Origin of the sequence: Actinoplanes sp. NPDC049681 (assembly GCF_044465265.1) — a bacterium.
Classification (GTDB): domain Bacteria; phylum Actinomycetota; class Actinomycetes; order Mycobacteriales; family Micromonosporaceae; genus Actinoplanes.
The window spans coordinates 593,457-619,565 of sequence record NZ_JBITLP010000002.1 but is presented as its reverse complement, the minus strand read 5'-3'; the positions used below and the strand labels follow the sequence as shown (position 1 = coordinate 619,565).

The following is a 26,109-nucleotide window of genomic DNA, read 5'->3' as shown; positions in this document are numbered from 1 at the left end:
TACCCTTCTCTGCATGACTCCCCACGCCGGCACCCCCCTGGACATCCCAGCCCTGCTCAGCGCCCCGTCCCACCACCCCGCCACCGCCCACGAAGGGACTGAAGGCTGCCTGACGCTCGAGGAGAAGGCGGCCCTGCTCGACGGCGCCGACTTCTGGCGTACCCAAGGGATCGACCGTCTGGGCATCCCCTCCGTGATGGTCACCGACGGCCCGCACGGTCTGCGCAAGCAGGCCGGCGACTCCGACCACGTCGGACTCAACGACAGCGTCCCGGCGACCTGCTTCCCGCCCGCCGCGGGCCTGGCGTCCACCTGGGACACCGATCTGCTCACCCGCATCGGCGAGGCGCTCGGCCGCGAGTGCCGCGCCGAGGAGGTCGCGGTCCTGCTCGGCCCCGGCATCAACATGAAGCGCTCGCCGCTGTGCGGCCGCAACTTCGAGTACTTCTCCGAGGACCCGCTGCTGGCCGGCGAGCTGGGCGCGGCGCTGGTGGACGGCGTCCAGAGCCAGGGCGTGGGCACGTCGCTCAAGCACTTCGCGGCGAACAACCAGGAGACCGACCGGATGACGGTCTCCGCCGACGTGGACGAGCGGACCCTGCGCGAGATCTACCTGGCCGCCTTCGAGCGGGTCGTCACCGGCTCGCAGCCGTGGACGGTCATGTGCTCGTACAACCGGATCAACGGCACGTACGCGAGCGAGGACCCCTGGCTGCTCACCGACGTGCTGCGCGACGAGTGGGGCTACACCGGCCTGGTCGTGTCCGACTGGGGCGCGGTCAACCGCCGGGACGCCGGCGTGGCCGCGGGCCTCGACCTCGAGATGCCCTCATCCGGCGGCGCCGGCACCCGCGTGATCCTGGACGCCGTGCAGGCCGGCACGCTCAGCGAGAAGGACGTCGACCGCGCGGTGACCCGCGTACTCGAGCTGCTGAACCGGGCGCTGCCGGCGCTCGGTCCGGGCCAGACCTTCGACGCGGACGCCCACCACGCCCTGGCCCGCGAGGCGGCGGCCGCGAGTGCGGTGCTGCTCAAGAACGAGAACGACATCCTGCCGCTGGCCCGCAGCGGCGGCCCCATCGCCGTCATCGGCGAGTTCGCCCGTACGCCGCGATTCCAGGGTGCCGGCTCCTCGCAGGTCAACCCGACCCGGGTCGACAGCGCGCTGGACGCGCTCCGGGCCGGCGAACGCGAGGTGCTGTTCGCCCCCGGCTTCGGCATCGACTCCGACACCGCGGACCCGGCCCTGGTCGAGGAGGCCGTCCGGATCGCCTCCCGCGCCGACGTGGCGGTGCTGTTCCTCGGCCTGCCGCCGGCGTACGAATCGGAAGGCTACGACCGCGACCACATGGATCTGCCGGCCCACCAGGTCGACCTGCTGCACGCCGTCGCCGACGCCAACCCGCGGGTCGTCGTGGTGCTCTCCAACGGCTCGGTCGTGACCGTGGCACCGTGGCAGGACCGGGCCGCGGCCGTGCTCGAGGGCTGGCTGCTGGGCCAGGCCGGTGGCGCGGCGACCGCGGACCTGCTGCTCGGCGTGGCGAACCCGGCGGGCAAGCTCGCCGAGACGATCCCGGTCCGCTACGAGGACAACCCGACGGTCGGTGCCTTCCCCGGCGAGCACGGCCACGTCCGGTACGGCGAGGGCCTGCTCATCGGCTACCGCTGGTACGACGCGCACCGCCTGCCGGTCGCGTACCCCTTCGGCCACGGCCTGTCCTACACCACGTTCGGCTACGACGACCTGGCGACGGCCACGGACGGCGACCAGGTCGAGGTCACCCTCACGGTCACCAACACCGGGACCCGCCCCGGCACGGAGATCGTCCAGGTCTACGTGACCGATCCGCAGGCCTCCGTCTACCGGCCCGACCAGGAGCTGCGCGGCTTCGCCCGGGTCACCCTGGAACCGGGCGCGAGCGAGCGGGTCACCGTACGGCTCGGCCGCCGGGCGTTCGCCTACTGGCACCCGGCCCTGCGCCGCTGGACGGTCGAGGGCGGGGCATTCGGCATCCGGGTGGGCGCGTCCTCCCGCGACATCCGCCTCGAGACCACCGTCGAGCTGGCCGGCGACGATGTGCTGACGCCGCTGACCCCCGAGTCCACGGTCGACGCCTGGCTGGCCCACCCGCGGGCGGGCGGCTGGCTGCGCGACCAGCTGGGCGAGGGCATGTTCCAGGCGATGCTGTTCGATCCGAAGAACGGCCAGATGATGCGGGCCATCCCGCTGCAGCGACTGTCCCGTTTCCCCGGCTTCCCGGTGACGGAACCGCAGGTGCTGGAGGCGGTTGCCCGCTTCTCCTGACCCGCCTCCACCGGACGGCCCGGGGTTCGCCCCGGGCCGGCCCTTGTCTCCCGCGGCCCCGGCCGTCCGGTTCCGCCCGGCCCTTCTCTCCTATGGGATCCCGTGTCCGTCACCGCCACGCCCGACGCGCCCGCCGGGCCCGGCCTCCGTCTCCGCCGCGCCCGGGCGGCCGTCGCCGCCCTGTTCCTCACCAACGGCGCCCTGTTCGCCAACGTCGTACCCCGCTACCCCGAGCTCAAGGACGGGCTGAACCTCAGCAACGCCCTGCTCGGCACGGCCCTGGCGGCGGGCCCGCTGGGCGCGCTCACCGGCGACCTCTTCGCCTCGGCCGTGATCCGGCTGATCCGTTCGTCCCGGGCGGGCGCGTACGGCATCTCCGTCGTCGCGCTCGGCTTCCTGCTCGTCGCGCTCGCCCCGTCCTGGTGGACGCTGGCGGCGGCCCTGTTCCTGGCGGGCGCGGCGGACGCCGTCGTCGACGTCGCCCAGAACGCCCACGGCCTGCGCGTCCAACGGCTCTACGGGCGCTCGATCGTCAACTCGTTCCACGGCGTCTGGAGCATCGGCGCGGTCCTCGGCGGCCTCATGGGTTCGGCGGCGGCCGGGCTGGGCATCCCGCTCCCGGTGCATCTGGGGATCTCCGGCGCGGTGTTCAGCGGGGTCGCGCTGGTCGCGTACCGATTCATGCTGCCGGGCCCGGACCACACCGACCGGCCCACCGCCGGAGCCGGCCACCGTGCGGTCCGCAGCACGGCCGTCCGGATGCTGGCGGCGCTCGGCCTCCTCGCCATCTTCGGCTCCCTCGTGGAGGACGCCGGCGCGTCATGGGGCGCGTTGTTCCTCACCGAGGACGTCGGCGCGACAGCCGCCACCGCCGGTCTCGCCTTCGTAGCACTCCAGGTCGCGATGACCGCGGGACGACTCCTGGGCGACCGCGCGGTGGACCGCTTCGGCCAGCGCACCGTGACCCGCACCGGCGGCGCGCTCGCCGCGGCGGGGATGGGCTTCGCGCTCGCCTTCCCGTCGGTGGGGAGCGCCCTGGCGGGGTTCGCGCTGGCCGGGCTCGGCACGGCCACGCTGGTACCGGCGGCGATGCACACGGCCGATGAGCTGCCGGGCCTGCCGCCGGGTGCGGGGCTGACGATCGTGAGCTGGGTGCTGCGGGTCGGCTTCCTCGCCTCCCCGCCGGTGGTCGGCCTGGTGGCCGACCACAGCAGCCTGAGGGTGGGGCTGCTGAGCGTGGTGATCGCCGGAGCCGGCACCCTGTTCCTCGGCCGAGTGCTGCTCGACCGCCCGTCCCCGGCTTAGCTTTCCGCGCACCGGCCGGCCGGCCTGGTCAGCAGGCCATCATCTCCGGGGTGACGGCTGCTTCGGTGTCGGGGATGCCCAGGTCGCGGGCGCGCTTGTCGGCGAGGGCGAGCAGACGCCTTATACGGCCGGCGATGGCGTCCTTGGTCAGCGGCGGGTCGGCGAGGGCGCCCAGCTCCTCGAGGCTGGCCTGCCGGTGTTCCAGCCGGAGACGACCCGCCGAGGTCAGGTGGTTCGGCGCCTCGTCGGCCAGGATCTCCAGCGCGCGGGTCACGCGGGCCGCGGCGGCCACGGCGGCGCGGGCCGAGCGCCGCAGGTTGGCGTCGTCGAAGTTGGCCAGGCGGTTGGCGGTAGCGCGGACCTCACGGCGTACCCGCCGCTCCTCCCAGGCGAGCACGCTCGCGTGCGCCCCGATGCGGGTGAGCAGCGCGGCGATCGCGTCCCCGTCCTTGATCACGACGCGGTCGACGCCGCGCACCTCGCGTTCCTTGGCCGTGATGCCGATGCGGCGGGCGGCGCCGCGCAGCGCCAGGGCCGCCTCCGGGCCGGGACAGGTGATCTCCAGCGCGCTGGATCGGCCGGGTTCCGTCAGCGAGCCGTGCGCCATGAACGCACCACGCCAGGCGGCCACCGCGCAGCAGACGTTCGCGGAGACGACGTGCGGGGGCAGGCCACGCACCGGACGGCCGCGGACGTCGAGCAGGCCGGTCTGCCGCGCGAGCGCCTCGCCGTCCTTGACGATCCGGACGATGTAGTGGCTGCCCTTGCGCAGTCCACCGGAGGCGAGCACGTGGACCTCGCTCGGGTAGCCGTACACGTCGGCGATCTCCCGCCGCAGCCGCCGCGCGACCGCGCCGGTGTCCAGCTCGGCCTCGACGACCACCCGCCCGGAGACGATGTGCAGCCCGCCGGCGAAGCGCAGCAGGGCGGCCATCTCCGCACGGCGGCAGCAGGGCTTGGGTACGTCCACCCGGCTCAGCTCGTCCTTGACCGCTGCCGTCATCGCCATCTCGAAGTCACCTCATGCTGTTTTCGCGCTCTTGTTCCGCGGTCTGTGTCGTGCCGGCCATCGCCGGGTGCCTGTCGTGCCGGCCCCCGGCCAGTTGCTTAACGATCGGAGCCTAGGACCGGCACCAACGCAGTGCCCAACGACTCAGGATCATGCTTGGGACTGCCGTCCGCAACGGCCAAAGGGGCAAGGACCAGGCGGGCACCGAGAGCCCGGGCGGCCCGGTGCACCGGATCCGGCTCGCCGACCCACCTGGCGTCGGCGAGCACGATGTCGATGTGCAGCTCGGGCAGGTACCAGTGCAGGGCGGCCAGATGATCGGCGACGGACAGCCCGAGCGTCTCGTTGTCGGCGGCCAGATTCAACGTGACCAGCCGCCGAGCGGGGCTGTCCACGATCGCGGCCGCCAGCTCCGGCACCATCAGATGCGGCAGCACACTCGTGTACCAGCTCCCGGGCCCGAAGATCAGCCAGTCGGCGGCCCCGATCGCCTCCAGCGCGGCCGGGCACGCGGGCGGCGACGACGGCACGATCCGTACGGCCTCGACATGCCCGCTCGTGACGGCGACCGCGTGCTGGCCCCGTACCGTGATCACCTCGGCGGGCCGGCCGGGATCCGCGCCCCGGACATCGGCCTCGATCCCGACGGCGTGGCAGGCCATGGGCAGCACCCGGCCCCGGGCACCGACCATCCGGCCGGCATGTTCGAGGGCCTCGACCGGGTCGCTCATGAGCTCCATGAGGCCGAGCAGGAGAAGGTTGCCGACGGCGTGCCCGGCCAGCGGGTCGTGCTTGCCGCCGAGGGAGGCGATCCGGCGGTCGACGTTGCCCCAGCCGGGCTTGGAGGTGCTCGCTTCCGCGGCGCTGTCCGGCTTCGCAGCGCTGGCTTGCGTCGCTGGGCCTTCCGAGGGCGCCGCGCTTCCCGCGGCCGTCACGTTTTCTGAGCCCGCCGCGCTGTCTGAGCGCGCAACGCCCTCCCAGGCCGCTGCGGTCGGCGAGGCTGCGCCTTCTGACGGTGGCGTGCCTTCCACGGCCGCCTCGCCTTCCGACGCGGCCGCAGCTTCCGCGATCGCCGTGCCGTCCACGGCCGCTGCACTCGCCGGGGCCGGCGCGGCGCCCGTTCCCGTCCCGCGGCGGTCGGGGTTGCCGACCGGGGCGAACCGGTGCTGCATGAGGCGGACCATGAGCTGGTGATCGGGCTCGTCGTCGGCCAGCGCCGCCAGCGCCATCCGCAGGTCGCCGGGCGGCAGCTGGGCGTCCCGCTCGGCGCGCAGGCGGCCGCTCGACCCGCCGTTGTCGCCGACGGTGACCACGGCGGTGATGTCGAGGTCCAGGTCGGGCGTGCAGCGCCGGAGCGCCCTCAGCGAGGCGGCCAGCCCGTGGCCGCCGCCGAAGGCCACGACCTTGATGGGCCGGCTCGCGTCCCGGGACGGTCCGGCGGCCTCCGCGGTCACTCCCGGCCCAGGTCGCGGTGCGACGAGTGGGCGGAGAGGCGGATGTCGCGCAGGCGGGTGGTCAGCTCCTCGGCGATGGCCACGCTGCGGTGCTTGCCGCCGGTGCACCCGACCGCCACGGTGAGGTAACGCTTGCCCTCCCGCTCGAAGCCCGGCGCGGTCGCCGCGATGAGGTTCGCGTACGTCCCCACGAAGTCGCTCGCGCCCTCCTGGCCCAGGACGTACGTGCTGACGCCCTCCTCGAGCCCGGTGTGGTCGCGCAGCTCCGGGACCCAGAACGGGTTGGGCAGGAACCGGGCGTCCATCACGTAGTCGGCGTCCGGCGGCAGGCCGTACTTGAAGCCGAAGGACAGCACGGTGATCCGCAGCTTGCGCGCGTCCTCCCCGCCGAACAGCTCCTCGACGCGGCGCCGGAGCTGGTTGACGTTGAGGTGGCTGGTGTCGATGATCACGTCCGCCTGCTCGCGCGCCTCCTCGAGCAGCTTCCGCTCGGCGGCGATCCCGTCGGCCAGGCGGCCGTCACCCTGCAGCGGGTGCGAGCGGCGTACCGATTCGAAGCGCCGGATGAGCACCTCGTCGTCGGCGTCGACGAAGACCACGCGCGGCGAGAAGCCGCGCTCCTTGAGCGCGCGGACCGCGCCGGCCAGGTCGGTGGAGAAGGCCCGGCTGCGCACGTCGAGCACCATCGCCGTACGCCGCGCGGCACCCCCGGCCTCGAACGCCAGCTGCGCCATGTCCAGCATCAAGGCCTGCGGCAGATTGTCGACGACGTAGAAGCCGACGTTCTCCAGGGCGCGGGCAACCGTGCTGCGGCCGCCACCGGACACCCCGGTAACCACCACGAGGTCGGTACCGGCCTCGTCGGGAGACGGCTCCGGAGCGAACTCCGGCATCGACTCGGTCACGCACTCCTCCTGCACCGCACAGCCGCCCCACCCGTCCGGGCGGACACTGCATCCTAGGCCGACAGGGCGACAGGAATCCGCCGGACACCATGTCCGCTACCCGATCCGGCTGCCCGGGAGCTCACGAGCAGCCCGGATTCACCCCGTTCCGGCCAACAGCGCGCCGGGCCGGTCGTATTCCACCCTTTCCGCAGCTCACACCGGGTCACCACGACACTGCGCGTGGAAAGCGCGGGGAGATGGTCAGGCACCCGTCTCGTCGTTGTCTCCGTCCGCCGGGCGTGGCATGGGCCGCGCCACCCGGGACCGGTTCGCGCCCGCCTTCGTCCTGCCGGCTCCGCCCGCCGGTACGGGCACTCCGCCGGCAGCAACGTCGGCGCCCGAACCGCCCTTGCCGGCGGAGTCCTCCTCCGCGGTGTCCTTCATGGCGGTCCCGCCGAGCGCGGCCAGGACAGCCTCGGCGGTCCGGCGGCCGATCCCGGGCACCTCGGTGATCTCTTCCGGACTCGCCTGCCCCAGCCGCTTCAAGGACCCGAAGTGCCGCAGCAGCGCCTTGCGTCGCGTCTCCCCCAGGCCGGGGATGTTGTCCAGGGCGGACGCGGTCATGCGCTTCGAGCGCCGCTGGCGGTGGAAGGTGATGGCGAACCGGTGGGCCTCGTCCCGCACCCGCTGGAGCAGATACAGGGCTTCGGAGGTGCGCGGCAGGATCACCGGGAAATCCTCGCCGGGCAGCCACACCTCCTCGAGCCGCTTCGCCAGGCCGCACAGCGCCACGTCGGTGATGCCCAGGTCGGACAGGACCGCGGCGACCGCGTTGACCTGCGGCTGGCCGCCGTCCACCACGACCAGCTGCGGCGGGTACGCGAACCGGCGCGGGCGCCCGGTCAGCGGGTCGATGCCCGGCAGATCGTTCGTGGCCGGCGCCGAGTCCTCGGCAGGTGCACCGGTGGAGGGATCGGCGGCGAAATCGCCGTCCAGCCCGGACAGCTCCGACCCGGCAAGACTCCCCGCAGGACTCGCCGCGGGGAGGGGTGACGCGGCGGAAGCAGGCGTTGACACCTCAGTGGAGGGCCCGGGCTCCTCATGGGCCGAGGACGAGATCGGCGGGCCGCCGGTGACCCCGGCCGAGGCCAGCCTCGCGGCCGACGTAGCGGCATCGGCCACGGCAGCGTCCTCGGCCGCCTGGGCGCGATACCGCGCGAACCGCCGCCGCATCACCTCGCTCATCGCGGCCAGATCGTCCGTGCCGCTGCCGTCCGGGTTGCCGCGCACCGCGAACCGGCGGTATTCGCTCTTGCGGGGCAGGCCGTCCTCGAAGACGACCATGCTGGCCACCACGTCGGTGCCCTGGATCTGGGAGACGTCGAAGCATTCGATGCGCAGCGGGGCGGTGTCCATGCCCAGCGCCTCGGCGATCTCGTCGAGGGCCTTGCTGCGCGTCGTGAGGTCCCCGGCGCGGCGCAGCTTGTGGCGGGCAAGGGACTCGCCCGCGTTGCGCGCCACGGTTTCGAGGAGCGCACGTTTGTCGCCCCGCTGCGGTACGCGCAGAGTCACGCGGCTGCCCCGGTGCTCGGAGAGCCAGTGTTCGAGCGCGGCGGCATCCGGTGGCAGGGCCGGCACGAGGAGTTCGCGGGGGACGTCGCTCTCGCCGTGCTCGTCGCCGTACACCTGGCTGCAGAAGTGGTGCACGAGGTCTCCGGTCGTCAGGTCCTCGACCTTCTCGACGACCCAGCCACGCTGGCCGCGGACGCGGCCGTCGCGGACGTGGAAGACCTGGACCGCGGCTTCGAGCGGGTCCTCGGCGAACGCGACGACGTCGGCGTCGGTGCCGTCGCCGAGCACGACGGTCTGCTTCTCCATCGCCTTGCGCAGCGCCGCGATGTCGTCGCGCAGCCGCGCCGCCTTCTCGAACTCGAGCTGCTCGGAGGCGTCGAGCATGTCGCGCTCGAGCCGCTTGACGAAGGTGTCGGTGCGCCCGGCCATGAAGTCGCAGAAGTCGTCGACGATGGTGCGGTGCTCGTCGGCGGTGACGGAGCCGACGCAGGGCGCCGAGCACTTGCCGATGTAGCCGAGCAGGCACGGGCGGCCGATCTGACCGGCCCGCTTGAAGACGCCGGCCGAGCACGTGCGCGCCGGGAACACCCGGAGCAGCAGGTCGAGGGTTTCCCGGATCGCCCAGGCATGACTGTACGGCCCGAAGTACCGCACCCCCTTGCGCTTGGCGCCGCGCATGACCTGCAGCCGGGGGAACTCCTCGTTGAGGGTCACGGCGAGGAACGGGTACGACTTGTCGTCGCGGTACTTGACGTTGAACCGCGGGTCGAACTCCTTGATCCAGGAGAACTCCAGCTGCAGCGCCTCGACCTCGCTGCTGACGGTGACCCAGTCGACGGCGGCCGCGGTGGTGACCATCTGCTGGGTGCGCGCGTGCAGGCTCCACGTGTCGGCGAAGTAGGAGTTCAGCCGGTTGCGCAGGCTCTTCGCCTTGCCGACGTAGATGACACGGCCGGTGGGGTCACGGAAGCGGTAGACACCGGGAGCGTCGGGAATGGTCCCGGGCGCCGGCCGGTAGCTGGACGGGTCAGGCACGGCTCAACACTAATCCGGACCCCTGACAGAATTACCCGACCGGAGGCCCGTTGCCGCCGCCACGGCGTCGGGTCTCCGGCCGGGACATCAACGGCGGCCGGAAGGCGGGCCCGCAACGCCGCCCGGAAGGCGGGCCCGCAACGCCGCCCGGAAGGCGGGCCCGCAACGCCGCCCGGGAGCGGGCCCGGAACGCGGCCGGAAGGCGGCCCCGCAACGCCGCCCGGGAGCGGGCCCGGAACGCGGCCCGAAGGCGGCCCCGCAACGCCGCCCGAGAGCGGGCCCGGAACGCGGCCCGAAGGCGCGCCCGCAACGCCGCCCGAGAGCGGGCCCGGAACGCGGCCCGAAGGCGGCCCCGCAACGCCGCCGAAGAGCAGGGCCCGCAACGCGGCCCGAGAGCGAGGCCCTGGACACGGCCCCGGAACGCCGCCCGAGAGCGGCGTCCGGAAAATGGCCCGAAGGTGAACCCGAAACACCGCCCGATAGCAGGGCCCGCAACGCGGCCCGGGGAAGTGGCCGACGGGCTGGGAAGTGGCCGGCGGGCCGGCCCGGGAGCCCGGAAGAGGGCCCGGGACAGCGGGCTGGAAAGCGGCCCGAAGGCCGGACCGGGAACCGGTCCGGACGGCGGCCGGGCGGGCCCGGACAGCGGTCCCGGAAGGAGCGTTCCGAAACCCACCGGCCGAGCACGTGAGGGGGCCGGTCGTGTCGGCAGGGCATGACCGCCGCGTCACCAAGCCGCGGCGGCCACCACGGGCCGGCCCCACGACCTCACGCGGCGACGATGTTGTCGCCGTCCACCTTGACCTTCTTCTCCGGCAGCGCCTTGGTCGCCGGGCCGCCCGTCGGGGTGCCGTCGGTGATCGAGAACGAGCTGCCGTGACACGGGCAGAGGATGTTGCCGCCGTCGACCTTGTTCACCGGGCAGCCCTGGTGCGTGCACACCTTGCTGAACGCCTTGTACGTGCCCTTCTCGGGCTGGGTGATGACGTAGTCGCCCTTGATGATGCCGCCGCCCTCGGGGACGTCGGCGACCGCCACGAGGGTCTCGCCGCCGCCGGAGGAGTCGCCGGAGTTGCCGGAGTTCGAGCCGCCGCCGAGCGCGTCGGCGCCCTTGCTGCCCGCGGGGGCGGGGTTGTTGCTGAAGTCGCCGCCGTTGGCGCCGGTGGCGGTGCCGGTGCCGGCGGTGTTGGTACCGCAAGCGGCGAGGAGGCACCCGGCGCCGAGCGCGCCGGCCCCCACGAGCACGACGCGCCGCGAGGTGACCGTGCCGGTGGCGGCGGCCTTCCCGTCGGTGCCCGTGGTCCCGGCGTCCGGACTCGTCTGCACGTCAGTCATCTGTTCGCCAAACCCTTCCAAGAACCCCTGGTCCCGCGCGCTTGCGTCACGCGGCGTCGGATGTAGATACGCGTGCCCCACCGAAGTGGTTCATGAGCATCGGGAAATTATGGGTCCGGAACGCCCGAATTATCCAGAGGCTAATGCGGCGCTCCCGCTGTTTCCGCAGCAGAAGCGCCGTAGCTGGAAGTTACCTGTGTCTTCAGACGGCTGCCTTGGCCCGCGACCGCGTGGCTCGTGGCTTGGCGGCGGGCTTGCCGGTGCCGTTGGCCTTGGCAGCGCGCTCGACGGCGGCGTCCGCCCCGGCCGGCTCGCCGGTCAGCCCCAGCATCGGGCGCAGGAAGTGGCCGGTGTGGCTGCCGGGAACCTCGGCGACCTCTTCCGGGGTGCCGGCGGCCAGCATCAGGCCGCCCTTGTTGCCGCCCTCGGGACCCATGTCGATCAGCCAGTCCGCGGTCTTGATGACGTCCAGGTTGTGCTCGATGGTGATCACCGTGTTGCCCTTGTCGACCAGCCCGTTGAGCACCAGGAGCAGCTTGCGGATGTCCTCGAAGTGCAGGCCGGTGGTCGGCTCGTCGAGCACGTAGACGGTCCGGCCGGTCGAGCGCTTCTGCAGCTCGGAGGCGAGCTTGACGCGCTGCGCCTCGCCACCGGACAGGGTCGGGGCCGGCTGCCCGAGCCGTACGTAACCGAGGCCGACGTCGACCAGCGTCTTGAGGTGGCGGTAGATGGCCGGGATGGCCTGGAAGAACTCCGCGGCCTCCTCGATCGGCATCTCCAGTACCTCGGAGATCGTCTTGCCCTTGTAGTGGACCTCGAGGGTCTCCCGGTTGTAGCGCGCGCCCTTGCAGACCTCGCACGGCACGTACACGTCGGGCAGGAAGTTCATCTCGATCTTGATCGTGCCGTCGCCGGAGCAGTTCTCGCAGCGGCCGCCCTTGACGTTGAACGAGAACCGGCCGGGGCCGTACCCGCGGACCTTCGCCTCGGTGGTCTCGGCGAAGAGCTTGCGGACGTTGTCGAAGACGCCGGTGTACGTCGCCGGATTGGAGCGCGGGGTGCGCCCGATCGGCGACTGATCGACGCCGACGACCTTGTCGACGTGCTCGAGGCCGGTGACGCGCGTGTGCCGGCCGGGCACCATCCGGGCACCGTTGATCTGGTTGGCGAGCACGGTGTAGAGGATGTCGTTGACCAACGTCGACTTGCCCGAGCCGCTGACCCCGGTGACGGCGATGAACTGCCCCAGCGGGAAGCTGACGGTGAGGTTGCGCAGGTTGTGCTCGCGCGCGCCCTGCACGACCAGCTCCCGGCCCGGCGTCTGCGGGCGCCGGGTGGCCGGCGTGGGGATCTTCTTGCGACCCGAGAGGTACGCCCCCGTCGGCGACTGCTTGTTGGCCAGCAGCCCCTTCACCGACCCGCTGTGCACGATCTGCCCGCCGTGCTCGCCCGCGCCGGGGCCGATGTCGACGATCCAGTCCGCCGTACGGATGGTGTCCTCGTCGTGCTCGACCACGATCAGCGTGTTGCCGAGGTTCTTCAGGCGCACCAGCGTCTCGATGAGCCGGTGGTTGTCCCGCTGGTGCAGGCCGATCGACGGCTCGTCGAGCACGTACAGCACGCCGACCAGGCCGGAACCGATCTGGGTGGCGAGCCGGATGCGCTGCGCCTCGCCGCCGGAGAGGGTGCCGGCGCCGCGGTCGAGCGAGAGGTAGTCGAGGCCCACGTCGACCAGGAAGCGCAGCCGGGCGTTGATCTCCTTGAGCACCCGCTCCGCGATCATCTTCTGCCGGTCGTCGAGCTCGATGGTCGCCAGCAGCTCGGCGCACTCGCCCACCGACAGGTTGCAGACCTCGGCGATGCTCTTGCCGGCGATCGTGACCGCCAGCACCTCGGGCTTGAGCCGCGTGCCGCCGCACGTCGGGCACGGGATGTCGCGCATGTAGCCCTCGTACTTGTCGCGCGACCAGTCGCTCTCGGTGTCGTTGTGCCGGCGCTCGATCCACTGCACCACGCCCTCGAAGCCGGTGTAGTAGGAGCGCTCACGGCCGTACTTGTTGCGGTAGCGGACGTGGACCTGGTCCTCGGAGCCGTAGAGGATCGTCTTCTGCGCGCGACTGGGCAGCGCCCGCCACGGGGTGTCGACGCTGAACCCCTCGGCCTTGGCCAGCGCCTCGAGCAGGCGCAGGAAATACTCCAGGGTCGAGCCGCCGGACCAGGGCTGGATCGCGCCCTCGCGGATGCTGCGCTCCTCGTCCGGGATGATCAGCTCGGGGTCGACCTCTTTCTTGGTGCCCAGGCCGGTGCACTCCGGGCAGGCGCCGTACGGCGCGTTGAAGGAGAAGACCCGCGGCTCGAGGTCCTCGATCGCGAGCGGGTGGTCGTTGGGGCAGGCGAGGTGCTCGGAGAAGCGGCGCTCGCGGGCCGGGTCGTCCTCGGCCAGGTCGACGAAGTCGAGCAGGACCACGCCGCCGGCCAGGCCGAGCGCGGACTCCACCGAGTCGGTCAGCCGCTGCTTGCTGCTCGCCTTGACGCTGAGCCGGTCGACCACCACCTCGATGGTGTGCTTCTCCTGCTTCTTCAGCTTCGGCGGCTCGGACAGCGGATGGACCACGCCGTCGACGCGGGCGCGGGCGTAGCCCTTGGACTGCAGCTCGGCGAAGAGGTCGACGTACTCGCCCTTGCGGCCGCGCACGACCGGGGCCAGCACCATGAACCGGGTGCCCTCGGGCATCGCGAGGACGCGGTCGACGATCTGCTGGGGGCTCTGCTTGCTGATCCGCTCGCCGCAGACCGGGCAGTGCGGGATGCCCGTACGCGCGAAGAGCAGCCGCAGGTAGTCGTAGACCTCGGTGATGGTGCCTACGGTCGAGCGCGGGTTGCGCGAGGTCGACTTCTGGTCGATGGAGACGGCCGGCGACAGACCCTCGATGAAGTCGACGTCCGGCTTGTCCATCTGGCCGAGGAACTGCCGCGCGTACGACGACAGCGACTCCACGTAACGCCGCTGCCCCTCGGCGAAGATGGTGTCGAAGGCGAGGCTGGACTTGCCCGAGCCGCTCAGCCCGGTGAACACGATCATGGCGTCGCGGGGCAGGTCGAGGTTGACGTCGCGCAGGTTGTGCTCCCGCGCGCCGCGGATGATCAGTCGGTCGGCCACAGCCAGCCACTCCGTAACGTCAAGACAATTGGCGCCGCCACCCTAGCCGCGGGGTACGACATTTTCGGGGCCGCCGAGGTACAGCGTCCCGGAGTGATCGGGAATTCCCGTCACCCTGCCGGGTGAACCAGACCCCGTACGTCCCACAGCTGGACGCCTCCGACCTGCTGCGGGGCGGCGCCGAGCAGGTCGGTGAGGAGGGACTGCAGCAGGTCACGGTTCGGGGTGTCCGGAACGAGCACCACCACCGCGGCCCGCCAGTACGTGAGGTCGGCGATCGCCGCGCGCCGGTCGGCGTCCGTGACCACCGGCCTCCGACCGTACGCCTCCGCGAGGCGCAGCAGGTCGACGATGGGCCGCGGGGCCGCGTTCCAGGAGCCTGTGCGGTCCGCCGGCGGGTTCGCGGGGACCATGAAGTAGCCCCGCGGGATCTCGTAGTCCAGGCCGGAGAGGGCGAACCACCGCATTCCGGTACGCCCGGTCGTCACCTCCGGCAGCGGCACGGTCACCAGCGTGCGGCCCTCGGGCACGTACTGCCGGTACATGTGCTGCGCGATGAACGGCGGGGTGACCGGCGCACCCACGATCGGCAACGGCTTGGGAAGCACGGGCACGAGCGCCACGGCCAGCCCCACCCAGAACGCCGTCCGGCGGCGCGACGGGAGCAGCCCGGCACGGTCCGCCGCCAGCGCGAGCAGCACCCCGATGACCGCGGTCGGCACCATCGCGAACCGCGTCACGCTGACCAGGTCGATGATCGGGATGTGCGCGATCAGGGCGAACGGCAGCGGCACCCCGGTGTCGTGCCCGCCGACCCGCAGCTCGGGACCCATGGACATGATCAGCAACACCAGCCCGGCGACCATCGCGGCTCGTGCCGCGACGTTGCGCCACAGCATCCGGCCGGCGACGACCAGCATCACCAGCATCGGTACGCCCCAGAACGTGTTCTCCTCGGTCGGGCTGACGCTCAGCGCCCGTGCCACGACCCCGTTGCCGGCCAGCGACTGGCGGGCGTACGCGCCCAGCGACAGCAGATCGGTGACGAACCTGCCGGGCTCGAACGGCTGGCCGCTGTAGCTCTGCGGCCCGGCGAACTGGCACCACAGCGGGTACGCGAGCAGCACCAGCGCCGTGCCGCCCGCCACCCCCAGCCCGAGCAGGAACCGCCGCGCGGCCTCGACGCTCGCCCGCCACGCGAAGCACGCGTACGCCACCACGAACGCGAGGAGCGTCAGCGCGGTGAAGAGCAGGACCTCCTCGTTGAGGAAGACCTGCAGGACGATCAGCAGGCCCAGAACCACCCCGCCGCGCAGCACCCGGCCGGGCTCGCGCAGCCGCAGCACCTGCCAGACGATGAACGGCACGGCGAACTGGGAGACGAAGTTGATGTGCCCGTTGGCGTGCGACACCAGCGCGGGCGCGAAGCCGCACCAGAGGCCGCCGATCCAGGCCGCGAGCGGGCTGCGTACCCAATGCCGGGAGAGCACCCACCACCAGGCCGCAGCCGTCCCGGCCAGGCCCAGGGTGAGCAGCAGGACCATCGAGACGCCGGCGCCGAGGAAATGTGTCACCGGCGCGAACGGCACGGTCAGCGCCAGCACCGAGGTGTTGGCCATGGTGTTCATGCCGTCGGGCACGTTCATCCGGCCGGTGAAGAACGGGTTGTCGCCGTGGAAGACCACGCGCTCGCCGTGCGCGAGCATGGCCAGGAAGAACCCGTGGTCGTCGTCGTTGGCGGAGAGCACCCGGCCCGAAGGGTCGCGCCAGAGCTGAAGAAGCACGAGCACGCCCAACGCGAGGTAGCTCAGCAGCGCCCACGCAGCGAAGCGGCGCGCGCGAGCCACCGGCGCCTCGGAGGAGGCGAGATCGGGCTGGTCGGCGACGACCTCTTCTACCGCGGGCACCGGTGCATTCTGCCAGAGCGGCCGGTCAGCGCCGTGGCCTGCGCCGCCCCGGACCGGCCGTCCCGGCGAGCCGCTCGGCCCGCCGGCCGCTCTCGACGGCGACCTCGCGGTGCAGTTTCCGCCAGCTCTCCAGCCGGCGGGGCAGCAGCGTGCCGTCGGCCAGTGCGGCCTCGACCGCGCACCCGGGCTCGCCGTCGTGACGACAATCACCGAAGCGGCAACCGGCGGCCAGGTCCACGACGTCGGCGAAGGCCCGGTCCAGGCCCGCGGCCGTCTCCAGCAGGCCCACCCCGCGAATGCCCGGCGTGTCCAGGACGGCGCCACCCCCGGGAACCAGGACCAGACTTCGGTACGCCGTGGTGTGACGTCCCTTGCCGTCCGCGCCGCGGATCGCCTGCACAGGCATGACGTCCGTTCCCGCCAGCGCGTTGACGAGGGTGGACTTGCCCGCCCCCGATCGCCCCAGCAGGGCCAGTGTCCGCCCCGGCGTGACGAGTTCGCGCAGCTCGTCCAGCCCCCAGCCGCGGCGCACGCTGACCGGCAGCACCCGTACCCCCGGGGCCAGCTCGCCGAGCTGGCGCGCGACCGCCTGCGGGTCCCGCGCGGTGTCGCTCTTGGAGAGCACGATGATCGGCTGGGCGCCGGATTCCCAGGCGAGGGCGAGCAGCCGTTCGACGCGCGCGTCGTCGGGCGCCGGGTGCATCGGCTCGACCACCGCGACGGTGTCCATGTTGGCGGCCAGGACCTGGCCGCTGGAGTCCTTGTCCGCGGTACGCCGGATCAGGGCGGTGCGGCGTGGCAGGACGATCTCGACCGTCATGCGGCGGTCGGGCCAGCGCCGCAGCACCACCCAGTCGCCGGCGCACGGCAGGTTGGCGGGGTCGGCGGCGGCGCCGAGCAGCAGGCCGCCGGCGAGACTGGCGCGATGGACACCCTCGGCGGTCAGCACGGTGCAGACGCCGCGGTCGGCGCGCAACACCCGGCCGGCGAGGGCGTCGGTGCGATCGAAGGGACGGTAGGCGGACGCGAGCGTCGCGTCCCAGCCCAGTGCGGGCAGGTCGGACATGGGAAACCCTTTGTGGTGTGGGGAGCGGCGCCGACGGTGTCAGGCGCGCACTCCCGTACGAAGCCGGGACGCGCGAACGAAAAGCACGGTGCCCACCTCCTCCGCGGGTCTGCGAACGCGTCTGGCACCGACGGTACGGTCGGTGTCACGACCTCCGAAAGCGAGTTTCCGATCGGCTCCCGCCCGGGGCACCGACTAGGTTGGGTGGGTGACGATCGATCCGCTCGTACTGATGACCGATGTCGACCAGGCGACCGAACGCCTCATCCGCACCGCCGAGGGCCTGGAACCCGGCGCCGAGTCGGCGCCGTCGCTGCTGCCGGGATGGACGATCGGTCACGTGCTGACCCACGTCGCGCGCAATGCCGACTCGTTCGTCAACCTGCTGACCTGGGCCCGCACCGGTGTGGAGACGCCGCAGTACCCGACGCCGACCGCGCGCGAGGAGGGCATCGAGGCGGGCCGCCGCCGGCCGCTCGCCGAGCAGATCGCCGACCTGCGCGAGTCCCACGAGCGGTTCGCGGACGCCGGCGCGGCGATGCCCGCGGAGGCGTGGGCGTTCCACGTGCCCTCGACCGGGCGGTCCGCGGCGTACCTGCCGTGGGCCCGCCTGCGCGAGGTCGAGGTGCACCACGTCGACGTGGGCCGCGGCTACACGCCCGAGGACTGGTCCGACGGTTTCGCCCTGCGCCTCCTGCGCGAGATCGTCGGCGGCGCCGAGAAGGACGCAGCGGGGCTGGTGCTGCGCCCGCACGGCCTCGAGCACCCGCTGACGATGGGCGCGGTGACCGACGCCTCGCCGGCCGTCGGTGGCCCGACCCGCTCGATCGCCGCCTGGCTCGCCGGCCGCGCGGACGGCTCCGACCTCACCGTGTCCCCGGACGGGACCCTGCCCACTCCCCCGAGGTGGAAGTGACGATGACGTACACCGGAAACGTGAGCCCGGGATCCGCCCCGGCCGTCCGCGAGCTGAACGGCCTGACGATCACGAAGGTCTCGGTCGGCCCGATGGACAACAACGCCTACCTGCTGCGCTGCGCCTCGGACGGCACGCAGGTGCTCATCGACGCCGCCAACGAGGCGCAGACGCTGCTGAAGCTGATCGGCGACGCGGGTCTCGCCGCGGTCGTGACGACCCACCGCCACTACGACCACCACGGCGCGCTCGCCGAGGTGGTCGGCGCGACCGGCGCCCGCTCGATCGCCGGCGCGGACGACGCCGAGGAGATCCCGGTGGTGACCGACACCGTCCGCGACGGCGACACCATCGCGGTCGGCGACTGCACCCTCGAGGTGATCCACGTCGTCGGGCACACGCCCGGCTCGATCGTGCTGCTCTACCGGGAGCCCGGCGGCATCGCCCACCTGTTCACCGGCGACAGCCTCTTCCCGGGCGGCGTCGGCGGCACCCGCGGCGAGCAGAACTTCACGTCCCTCATCGACGACGTGGAGCACAAGCTCTTCGACCGGCTGCCGGACGACACGTGGTTCTACCCCGGGCACGGCAACGACTCGACGCTCGGCGCCGAACGCCCGCACCTCGCCGAGTGGCGGGCCCGCGGCTGGTAGCGCCCCTCACTCCCGCAGTGCGGCGTTGACCTGCCGGGACTCCATCGGCATCGAGAACATCGGGTAGTCGTACGCGATCGCGTTGTCGTGCTCCTCCGCCGAGGTCGCCGCCACGCAGTCGGTGAGGGTGATGACGCGGTAGCCGTTCTCGTAGGCGCTGCGCATCGTCGACTCGACGCAGCAGTTCGTCAGGAAGCCGGCGAGGATGACCGTCTCGATGCCGCGGCTGCGCAGGATGAAGCCGAGGTTCGTGCTGGCGAAGGTGTCCAGGCCCCGCTTGCCCTCGATGAGGATGTCGCCCTCCGCGGGGGTCAGCTCGTCGACGATCGCCGCGCCCCAGGTCCCCTTGACGAACGCGTTGCCGTCGACCACGCCCTTGAGGATTCCGTACGGGTGGCGCGACAGCTCGCCGTAACCGGGGGCGAAGGTGATCGGCGCGTGCATGATCGTTACCCCGGCGGCCCGGGCGGCCTCGACGAGCGCGACCGTCTTGGGGAGCATGCCGGTCTTCTCCATCACGGGCGCGACCGCACCGTGCAGGACGCCGCCCTCCGAGGTGAACTCGTTCTGGTACTCGATGAGCACGATCGCCGTCGTGGCGGGATCGAGGTGCAGCGTGTCCGACATGCCCACTCCCTGGAGTTGTGCACTGGGTCACAATCACCCTAGGCGGGTCAGCCCTGGGCGGAAAGGCGCCGGGACGGGCACAACCCGGACGTAGGGTCGGATCACCCCTCGAGCGCTCCGGAGGCCCCGATGGATCTGCGCCCGCAGCTGCGCTGGCAGCCCAACCCGCCGGCACCTTCGCCCGAGCCCTGGCACACCGCCGGCACCGTTCCCGCCTGGCTCGAGGAGCGCCTCTTCGACCAGCGGATCGTGATGATCCGCGGACCGCTGACCGGCCAGGCCGCCACCGGCGTCGCGGCCGCTCTGCTCACCCTCGACGCGGCCGGCCCACAGCCGATCCAGGTGCATGTGGCCTGCGACGGCGGCGACCTCAACGCCGCTCACACGGTCACCGACGTGATCGACGCGATGACGGCTCCGGTGCACGCCGTGGTCACGTCGGACGCGGGCGGTGCGGTGCTCGCCGTCCTCGCCGCCGCGGAGAAGAGATCGGCCTACCGGCACGCCCGCTTCAGGCTGGTGGAACCGCGCGCGGCCGGAGTCACCGGCACCGCCGACGCGGTGGCCGCGGCGGCCGGCCAGCACCTGCGCGAGCTGGAGGAGTTGATCCTGCGGCTGGTCGAGGCGACGGGCCAGACCCGCAGCCGCCTCGAGGACGACCTGTCGGCGGGGCGCAGCCTCAGCGCCGAGGAGGCGAAGGATTACGGGCTCATCGACGAGGTGATCGCCGGCAAGTCGTGAAACGCCGCGGCGCGGCTCCCCCGCCAAGGGGAACCGCGCCGCGGGAAGTGCCGGTGACCGTCTTACTCGGCGACCTTGACACCCATCGACCGCGCCGTGCCGGCGACGACCTTGATGGCCGCATCGAGGTCGTTGGCGTTCAGGTCGGGAAGCTTGCGCTCGGCGATCGACTTGATCTGGTCGCCGCTCAGCGTGCCCACCGTCTGGGTCAGCGGGTTGGACGCGCCCGACTGGATGCCCAGAGCCTTGCGGATCAGGAAGCTCGTCGGCGGCGTCTTGTAGGTGAGCTGGTGGCTCCGGTCCTCGAAGACGCTGACGATGACGGGGATGATCTCGCCACGGTTCTTCGCGGTCGCCTCGTCGTACTCGACCTTGACGGCACGCATGTTGGCGCCGGTGGGGCCGAGCATCTTGCCGAGGTCCACCATCGCGGCGTTACCCGCCTCAAGCGCGAGGGTCACCTCATGGGTCTTCTTCTTGGGCGGCATTGCGCAAAAGCTCCTTAGTGTGTGCTGCGGTTCCAAGGCCGGTACGGGCCTAAGTCAGGAGCTCGCCAGCATCATCTACGCACGACAACCCCGAGACTTTACTACCGCGCTCGTTCATGGGTCAAAACGCGCATGCGGGGGCACAGTCTCGGGTTCCACCAGCCAGTGTATCTCGGCCCCCGGGGATCCCGCCGACCGGCTCAGTACCTGTCGCAGTAGCACGACTTCATCAGCGAGCGGACGCTGTCGACGTACGCGGGGTTGGGCAGCTTCTTGTCCGCGTACATGTCATCGACCGCACCGCGACCGGCGTTGTAGCCGGAGATGACCATGTTCAGCAGGCACATGCTGCTGTGGCTCCGGCACTTCCCGGCGCTCAGGTCGTAGTTGTCGTGGAAGTACGCGTGACCGAACGCATAGGTCAGCCACGCGAGGTAGTTGGCGCCGAGAGTCGCGTTCTCGCGGTAGTCGTGGCTGTCGTACGACTTCTCGAACCGCTGGTTGATGAACGCCTCCGTGTCGGGCATCACCTGCATCAGCCCGCGCCCGCCGTCGCAGTTGACGTAGTTGGAGGTCCACCCGCTCTCGTGCCACGCGGTGGTCAGCACGAGCCGCTTCGGCACCTTCAGCTGCGGCGCCGTCCCGGGCCAGTACGTCCGGCCCGCCGCGGCCGTCAGCGCCGCCTTGGCCTTCGCCTTCGAGACCGCCTTGCCCTCCCTGGTGGCACAGGCGGGCATCTGGAAGTTGTTCGGATCCGCGGTCTTCGTCGGCCGGGCCTTCTTGGGCCTGGGCTTCGGCCTCGCCGGGGCCTTCGTCGGCGGGGTCGTCTCCTCCGCAACCGGCGCCTCGGTCACCTCGTCCGACGGCGCCACGGACAGCGGAGCCGCCGTGATCCGCTCCGGATCCGACCCGCCGCCCCCGCCGAGACCGCAGCCGGCCGCCACGATCAGCGCCACCAGCGCACCGGCCAGCCGTTTCATAGATGAAATCCTTCGCCTCGCCCCGTCCGGATCCCGAACGCTAACAGCGCGGACAAGGTGGCGCAGCCCGGCAAATCGGGCGTACGGGATGACAGGCACATCCGGCTCCGCAGAGTGAGCCCCGGGGCCCGACGGCAACCGAGACCAAGGACAATGGGGGTATGCAGACCCGCACCGACCTACGCAACGTCGCCATCATCGCCCACGTCGACCATGGCAAAACCACCCTGGTCGACGCCATGCTGCGCCAGGGGAGCCAGTCCCACGCGCGGGGCGAGATGGCCGACCGCGTCATGGACTCCATGGACCTGGAGCGGGAGAAGGGCATCACCATCCTCGCCAAGAACACGGCGATCAGCTACCGCCCCGCCGACGGCGAGCCCGTCACCATCAACATCATCGACACCCCTGGCCACGCCGACTTCGGCGGCGAGGTCGAGCGCGGCCTCACCATGGTCGACGGCGTCGTGCTGCTCGTCGACGCCTCCGAGGGCCCGCTCCCGCAGACCCGCTTCGTGCTCCGCAAGGCGCTGCACGCCAAGCTGCCGATCATCCTGGTGATCAACAAGGTGGACCGGCCGGACGCCCGGATCAAGGAGGTCGTCGACGAGACGTACGAGCTCTTCCTCGACCTCGACGCCGACGAGCACCAGATCGAGTTCCCGATCGTGTACGCCTGCGCCCGCGACGGCATCGCCTCGCTGACCCAGCCCAAGGACGGCACCGTCCCGGAGGACAGCACCGACCTCGAGGTCCTGTTCAGCACGATCCTCGACACCATCCCGGCGCCGACCTACACCGAGGGCGCGCCGCTGCAGGCGCACGTCGTCAACCTCGACGCCTCGCCGTTCCTCGGGCGTCTCGCGCTCTGCCGCGTGCACGAGGGCACCATCCGCAAGGGCCAGACCGTCGCCTGGTGCAAGACCGACGGCACGATCAGCAACGTACGGATCTCCGAACTGCTGATCACCGAGGGCCTGGAGCGCAAGCCCGCCGAGAGCGCCGGCCCGGGCGACATCATGGCGGTCGCCGGCATCGCCGACATCATGATCGGTGAGACGCTGGCCGACGCGGAGAACCCGCAGCCGCTGCCGCTGATCCAGGTCGACGAGCCGGCCATCTCGATGGTCATCGGCACCAACACGTCGCCGCTGGTCGGCAAGGTCAAGGGCGGCAAGGTGACGGCCCGCATGGTCAAGGACCGGCTCGACAAGGAGCTGGTCGGCAACGTGTCGCTGCGGGTCCTCCCCACCGAGCGCCCGGACGCCTGGGAGGTCCAGGGCCGTGGCGAGCTGGCCCTCGCGATCCTGGTCGAGCAGATGCGGCGGGAGTCCTACGAGCTGACCGTCGGCAAGCCGCAGGTCGTCACCAAGACGATCGACGGCAAGCTGCACGAGCCGGTCGAGCGGCTGACCATCGACGCCCCCGACGAGTACATGGGCGCGATCACCCAGCTGCTGTCCACCCGCAAGGGCCGGATGGAAGAGCTGATCAACCACGGCACTGGCTGGTTGCGCATGGAATGGCTGGTGCCCGCCCGCGGCCTCATCGGATTCCGTACGGAATTCCTGACGGAGACCCGCGGCACCGGCATCATGCACCACCTGTTCGAGGACTACGAGCCGTGGTTCGGCGAGCTGCGCACGCGCCAGAACGGCTCGCTGGTGGCGGACCGCGCCGGCGTGGTCACCGCGTTCGCCATGACCAACCTGCAGGAGCGCGGCCAGCTCTTCGTGGAGCCCACCACCGAGGTGTACGAGGGAATGATCGTCGGCGAGAACAGCCGCCAGGACGACATGGACGTCAACATCACCAAGGAGAAGAAGCTCACCAACATGCGCTCGTCGACCGCCGACGAGACGGAGAAGCTGATCCCGCCGCGCAAGCTGTCGCTGGAGCAGGCCCTCGAGTTCTGCCGCGAGGACGAGTGCGTCGAGGTCACCCCGGCGGCCGTACGCATCCGCAAGGTGGTGCTCGACCAGCAGACCCGTGGCCGGGCTGCGGCTCGGCGCAAGCACCAGCAGTAAAGGCCACAGAAGCGCGGGTACGGTGCTCGGCACCGTACCCGCGTTTTTTGTTGACCTCTCCCTGCTCTTCCGCAATAGTTAGGTGCGTGCCTAAGTATCACGACGAGCTCGACGCCGTGCTCCGCGCTCTCGCGGATCCGACGCGCCGAGCCGTCGTGGAACGACTGGCCCGGTCCCCGGCCGTCGTGTCGGATCTCGCGGCACCGTTCTCGATGGCGCTGCCGTCGCTCATGCAGCACCTGCGCGTCCTCGAGAACGCGGGGCTGGTGACGTCGGAGAAGCACGGACGCGTCCGCACCGTGAGCCTGCGACCGGGCGCCCTCGACGTCCTGCACCTGTGGCTCGACGAGCAACGAACCCCGGCGGAACGCCAAGCCGACCGGCTCGGCATCCACCTGACCCGCACCAGAGGAGAAGGAAACCCGACATGACCCGCGTTCGCATCGACCTGTTCGCCTCGCTGGACGGCTACACCTCGGCCGGCCAGTCCCCGCAGAGCCCGATGGGTGAGGACTGGGGACGCCTCACGGCGGCCTACACCGCGACCCGCACGTTCCACGAGCGCGTCTTCGGCGACACCAGCGGCAAAGGCACGACCGGCGTCGACGACTCGTACGCCGCCGCGCACTTCGAGGGCATCGGCGCCGAGATCATGGGCGCGGCCATGTTCGGCCTGCACACCTTCCCGGACGACCCGGACTGGAAGGGCTGGTGGGGCGACCAGCCGCCGTTCGGCACCCCGGTCTACGTCCTCACACACACCGCGCCGCGCCCGTCGATCCCGATGCCGGGCGGCACGACATTCCACTTCCGCAATACCGCCATCGAGGACGTGCTCGCCGAGGCGACCGAGGCGGCCGGCGGCCTGGACGTCCGCGTCGGCGGCGGGGTCAGCACCGCGCGCGCCTTCCTGCGCGCCGGCCTGGTCGACCACCTGCACGTCATGATCGCCCCGGTTCTGCTCGGCCGCGGCATCCGGCTGTGGGACGACCTGCGCGGCCTCGACCTCAGCCACAAGGTGACGACCGAAGTGGCCGAGAGCGGCACGACCCATGTCACCTTCACGCGATAGGACTCCCCGGATGACGATCGAACGCCGACTCGCCCGCGCCGGGTTCACCCTGACCCGCGACTACCCCGCTCCCGTCGAGCGCGTATGGGACGCGTTCGCCGACGAGGACCAGAAACTCGCCTGGTGGGGTGCCGGCGACGCCATCGAACCCCGCGAGTGGGCGTTCGACTTCCGCGTCGGCGGACGCGACGTCGCCGAGGGCAAGTTCCACCGAGGGCCGGTCTCGCGGTACGAGGCCACGTACACCGACATCGTCGAGCACATCCGCATCGTCACGACGTACGACATGTGGATCGACGGGACCCACATGTCGACGTCGGTGGCGTCGCTGGAGTTCGAGCCGATCGACGAGGGCACCCGGTTCACGCACGTCGAGCACGGCGTCTTCTTCGACCAGTTCTGGGCCGACGGCCCGAACCGCGAGCAAGGCACGCGGGGCCTGCTCGAGGCTCTGGGCAAGTACCTGGCGTCAGGCCTTCAGTAATTCCTTCTTCTGGTCGCGGGACGACTTGGCGAGACTCGCGACCGTGGCGACACCCAGGGTGCCGAGGATGACGAGAAGCGAGAGCCAGATCGGAATCTCCGGCGCCCAGTGCACGCCGTGGCCATGGTTGATGAACGCCAGCGAATTGGTGTGCAGCGCCTCGAGGAACAGCTTCACCCCGATGAACGCAAGCACGAAAGCCAGCCCGATGTTGAGGTAGATCAGGCGCTCCAGCAACCCGCCGAGCAGGAAGTAGAGCTGCCGCAACCCCATCAGCGCGAAAACGTTGGCGGTGAACACCAGGTACGGCTCCTTGGTGATCCCGAAGATCGCCGGAATGGAGTCCAGCGCGAAGATCAGGTCGGTGGTCCCGATCGCGATCATGACGATGAGCAGGGGCGTGAACAGCCGCCGCCCGGTGTCGGTGACCACCGTCATCCGGCCGCTGTCGAAGGAACTGGACAGCGGGAACACCCGCTTGGCCCACCGGATGAGGATGTTCTCCTTGAAGTCGTCCTCGTCGCTCTCACCGTTCTTCAGCAACGTCACCGCGGTGTACACGAGGAACACCCCGAAGATGTAGAACACCCACGAGAACTGCTGGATCAGAGCGGCCCCCGCGGCGATGAACGCCCCCCGCATGACCAGCGCGAGCACGATCCCGATCAGCAGCACCTTCTGCTGGAACTGCCGGGGCACATTGAACCGCGCCATGATGATCATGAACACGAAGAGGTTGTCGACACTCAACGAATACTCGGTGAGCCAACCCGTGAAGAACTCCCCCGCAGGCGTTCCCCCGGCGGCGACCCACAACCCCACCCCGAACGCCAGAGCCAGCGCGATGTAGAAGGCGACCCACCCCCCGGCCTCCCGCATCGACGGCTCGTGCGGCCGACGCCCGACGATCAGCAGATCGACGGCGAGCATGACGACAAGGGCGCCCAGGGTAACGAGCCAAACCCACGTGGAGACGATCAACGAGGACCTCCGGCAGACACGGTTCATCACCGCACCGGAATGGGGGTCCGAAAGCGGTGACGTGCGACTGTCGGAGGTCTCTTCCGCCTCCACCCGGCGGGCGAAGAC

General features: G+C 71.3%; 21 protein-coding genes. 9 read left to right on the top strand and 12 right to left on the bottom strand.

The window, feature by feature from the left end; translation table 11 throughout:
• Nucleotides 1-13 precede the first annotated feature (13 nt).
• Nucleotides 14-2,305: a glycoside hydrolase family 3 C-terminal domain-containing protein gene (locus tag ACIBO8_RS08260; protein WP_396114418.1), complete on the top strand. Its 2,292-nt coding sequence runs from the start codon at nt 14-16 to the stop codon at nt 2,303-2,305.
• Nucleotides 2,306-2,407: 102 nt separating this feature from the next.
• Nucleotides 2,408-3,610, top strand: coding sequence for an MFS transporter (locus ACIBO8_RS08255; RefSeq protein ID WP_396114417.1), 1,203 nt, complete (start codon nt 2,408-2,410; stop codon nt 3,608-3,610).
• 28 nt (nt 3,611-3,638) lie between these two features.
• On the opposite strand, the gene whiA is transcribed toward ACIBO8_RS08255, so the two are convergent.
• From whiA to rsgA, 8 genes are all read right to left on the bottom strand, one after another.
• Nucleotides 3,639-4,619, bottom strand: a complete 981-nt coding sequence (gene whiA / locus ACIBO8_RS08250) for a DNA-binding protein WhiA (RefSeq protein ID WP_130511592.1) — start codon at nt 4,617-4,619, stop codon at nt 3,639-3,641.
• 98 nt (nt 4,620-4,717) lie between these two features.
• Entirely contained in the window at nt 4,718-6,028 is a 1,311-nt protein-coding gene (locus ACIBO8_RS08245) for a 2-phospho-L-lactate transferase CofD family protein (RefSeq protein WP_396114753.1), read from the bottom strand.
• Between the two features lie 41 nt (nt 6,029-6,069).
• Nucleotides 6,070-6,966 (bottom strand): RNase adapter RapZ, encoded by an 897-nt coding sequence (gene rapZ / locus ACIBO8_RS08240; RefSeq protein ID WP_364702591.1) that lies wholly within the window; start codon nt 6,964-6,966, stop codon nt 6,070-6,072.
• A 255-nt stretch (nt 6,967-7,221) separates the two neighbouring features.
• The gene (gene uvrC, locus ACIBO8_RS08235) at nt 7,222-9,567 is read right to left on the bottom strand and encodes an excinuclease ABC subunit UvrC (RefSeq protein ID WP_396114416.1); all 2,346 of its coding nucleotides are present in this window, start codon (nt 9,565-9,567) and stop codon (nt 7,222-7,224) included.
• Nucleotides 9,568-10,332: 765 nt separating this feature from the next.
• Entirely contained in the window at nt 10,333-10,899 is a 567-nt protein-coding gene (locus ACIBO8_RS08230; RefSeq protein ID WP_396114415.1) for a Rieske (2Fe-2S) protein, read from the bottom strand.
• A 202-nt stretch (nt 10,900-11,101) separates the two neighbouring features.
• Complete coding sequence (gene uvrA, locus ACIBO8_RS08225; RefSeq protein ID WP_396114414.1) at nt 11,102-14,059, bottom strand: excinuclease ABC subunit UvrA; 2,958 nt, start codon at nt 14,057-14,059, stop codon at nt 11,102-11,104.
• 110 nt (nt 14,060-14,169) lie between these two features.
• A complete protein-coding gene (locus ACIBO8_RS08220) occupies nt 14,170-15,966 on the bottom strand; it encodes a hypothetical protein (protein WP_396114413.1) in 1,797 nt (598 codons plus the stop codon).
• A gap of 25 nt (nt 15,967-15,991) precedes the next feature.
• Nucleotides 15,992-17,032: a ribosome small subunit-dependent GTPase A gene (rsgA, locus tag ACIBO8_RS08215; RefSeq protein WP_396114412.1), complete on the bottom strand. Its 1,041-nt coding sequence runs from the start codon at nt 17,030-17,032 to the stop codon at nt 15,992-15,994.
• A gap of 208 nt (nt 17,033-17,240) precedes the next feature.
• Between rsgA and ACIBO8_RS08210 the strand changes: the two genes are divergently transcribed.
• Together ACIBO8_RS08210 and ACIBO8_RS08205 are read left to right on the top strand one after the other, a co-directional pair.
• A complete protein-coding gene (locus tag ACIBO8_RS08210; protein ID WP_396114411.1) occupies nt 17,241-17,948 on the top strand; it encodes a maleylpyruvate isomerase family mycothiol-dependent enzyme in 708 nt (235 codons plus the stop codon).
• A 2-nt stretch (nt 17,949-17,950) separates the two neighbouring features.
• Nucleotides 17,951-18,601 carry an MBL fold metallo-hydrolase gene (locus ACIBO8_RS08205; protein WP_396114410.1) on the top strand — a complete coding sequence of 217 codons (651 nt, stop codon included), beginning with the start codon at nt 17,951-17,953 and terminating at the stop codon, nt 18,599-18,601.
• Between the two features lie 6 nt (nt 18,602-18,607).
• Here the strand turns inward: ACIBO8_RS08205 and ACIBO8_RS08200 are convergent, their stop codons facing one another.
• On the bottom strand, nt 18,608-19,228 hold the full coding sequence (locus ACIBO8_RS08200; RefSeq protein WP_396114409.1) for a cysteine hydrolase: 621 nt from the start codon (nt 19,226-19,228) through the stop codon (nt 18,608-18,610).
• A gap of 129 nt (nt 19,229-19,357) precedes the next feature.
• Between ACIBO8_RS08200 and ACIBO8_RS08195 the strand changes: the two genes are divergently transcribed.
• The gene (locus ACIBO8_RS08195; protein ID WP_396114408.1) at nt 19,358-19,969 is read left to right on the top strand and encodes an ATP-dependent Clp protease proteolytic subunit; all 612 of its coding nucleotides are present in this window, start codon (nt 19,358-19,360) and stop codon (nt 19,967-19,969) included.
• Nucleotides 19,970-20,031: 62 nt separating this feature from the next.
• Here the strand turns inward: ACIBO8_RS08195 and ACIBO8_RS08190 are convergent, their stop codons facing one another.
• Both ACIBO8_RS08190 and ACIBO8_RS08185 read right to left on the bottom strand, forming a co-directional pair.
• The gene (locus ACIBO8_RS08190; RefSeq protein ID WP_364701391.1) at nt 20,032-20,457 is read right to left on the bottom strand and encodes a 50S ribosomal protein L11; all 426 of its coding nucleotides are present in this window, start codon (nt 20,455-20,457) and stop codon (nt 20,032-20,034) included.
• A 200-nt stretch (nt 20,458-20,657) separates the two neighbouring features.
• On the bottom strand, nt 20,658-21,437 hold the full coding sequence (locus ACIBO8_RS08185) for a transglycosylase SLT domain-containing protein (RefSeq protein WP_396114407.1): 780 nt from the start codon (nt 21,435-21,437) through the stop codon (nt 20,658-20,660).
• A gap of 161 nt (nt 21,438-21,598) precedes the next feature.
• Between ACIBO8_RS08185 and typA the strand changes: the two genes are divergently transcribed.
• From typA to ACIBO8_RS08165, 4 genes are all read left to right on the top strand, one after another.
• Nucleotides 21,599-23,464, top strand: a complete 1,866-nt coding sequence (typA, locus tag ACIBO8_RS08180; protein WP_396114406.1) for a translational GTPase TypA — start codon at nt 21,599-21,601, stop codon at nt 23,462-23,464.
• Nucleotides 23,465-23,550: 86 nt separating this feature from the next.
• On the top strand, nt 23,551-23,895 hold the full coding sequence (locus ACIBO8_RS08175; protein WP_396114405.1) for an ArsR/SmtB family transcription factor: 345 nt from the start codon (nt 23,551-23,553) through the stop codon (nt 23,893-23,895).
• Nucleotides 23,892-24,536, top strand: a complete 645-nt coding sequence (locus ACIBO8_RS08170) for a dihydrofolate reductase family protein (RefSeq protein ID WP_396114404.1) — start codon at nt 23,892-23,894, stop codon at nt 24,534-24,536. The genes ACIBO8_RS08175 and ACIBO8_RS08170 overlap by 4 nt, the downstream gene beginning before the upstream one ends.
• A gap of 10 nt (nt 24,537-24,546) precedes the next feature.
• Nucleotides 24,547-25,020, top strand: coding sequence for an SRPBCC domain-containing protein (locus ACIBO8_RS08165; RefSeq protein WP_396114403.1), 474 nt, complete (start codon nt 24,547-24,549; stop codon nt 25,018-25,020).
• Here the strand turns inward: ACIBO8_RS08165 and ACIBO8_RS08160 are convergent.
• Nucleotides 25,006-26,001 (bottom strand): TerC family protein, encoded by a 996-nt coding sequence (locus tag ACIBO8_RS08160; RefSeq protein ID WP_396114402.1) that lies wholly within the window; start codon nt 25,999-26,001, stop codon nt 25,006-25,008. The two genes, ACIBO8_RS08165 and ACIBO8_RS08160, sit on opposite strands and share 15 nt — an antisense overlap.
• Between the last annotated feature and the right edge of the window lie 108 nt (nt 26,002-26,109).

Excerpts from the sequence above, each read along its gene's own strand:
- ACIBO8_RS08165 (WP_396114403.1), top strand. The coding sequence starts at position 24,547 with ATGACGATCGAACGCCGACTCGCCCGCGCCGGGTTCACCCTGACCCGC.
- ACIBO8_RS08230 (WP_396114415.1), bottom strand. The coding sequence starts at position 10,899 with ATGACTGACGTGCAGACGAGTCCGGACGCCGGGACCACGGGCACCGAC.
- ACIBO8_RS08170 (WP_396114404.1), top strand. The coding sequence starts at position 23,892 with ATGACCCGCGTTCGCATCGACCTGTTCGCCTCGCTGGACGGCTACACC.
- typA (WP_396114406.1), top strand. The coding sequence starts at position 21,599 with ATGCAGACCCGCACCGACCTACGCAACGTCGCCATCATCGCCCACGTC.
- rapZ (WP_364702591.1), bottom strand. The coding sequence starts at position 6,966 with ATGCCGGAGTTCGCTCCGGAGCCGTCTCCCGACGAGGCCGGTACCGAC.
- ACIBO8_RS08205 (WP_396114410.1), top strand. The coding sequence starts at position 17,951 with ATGACGTACACCGGAAACGTGAGCCCGGGATCCGCCCCGGCCGTCCGC.
- ACIBO8_RS08260 (WP_396114418.1), top strand. The coding sequence starts at position 14 with ATGACTCCCCACGCCGGCACCCCCCTGGACATCCCAGCCCTGCTCAGC.
- rsgA (WP_396114412.1), bottom strand. The coding sequence starts at position 17,032 with ATGTCCGACCTGCCCGCACTGGGCTGGGACGCGACGCTCGCGTCCGCC.
- whiA (WP_130511592.1), bottom strand. The coding sequence starts at position 4,619 with ATGGCGATGACGGCAGCGGTCAAGGACGAGCTGAGCCGGGTGGACGTA.
- ACIBO8_RS08185 (WP_396114407.1), bottom strand. The coding sequence starts at position 21,437 with ATGAAACGGCTGGCCGGTGCGCTGGTGGCGCTGATCGTGGCGGCCGGC.
- ACIBO8_RS08190 (WP_364701391.1), bottom strand. The coding sequence starts at position 20,457 with ATGCCGCCCAAGAAGAAGACCCATGAGGTGACCCTCGCGCTTGAGGCG.
- ACIBO8_RS08200 (WP_396114409.1), bottom strand. The coding sequence starts at position 19,228 with ATGTCGGACACGCTGCACCTCGATCCCGCCACGACGGCGATCGTGCTC.
- ACIBO8_RS08195 (WP_396114408.1), top strand. The coding sequence starts at position 19,358 with ATGGATCTGCGCCCGCAGCTGCGCTGGCAGCCCAACCCGCCGGCACCT.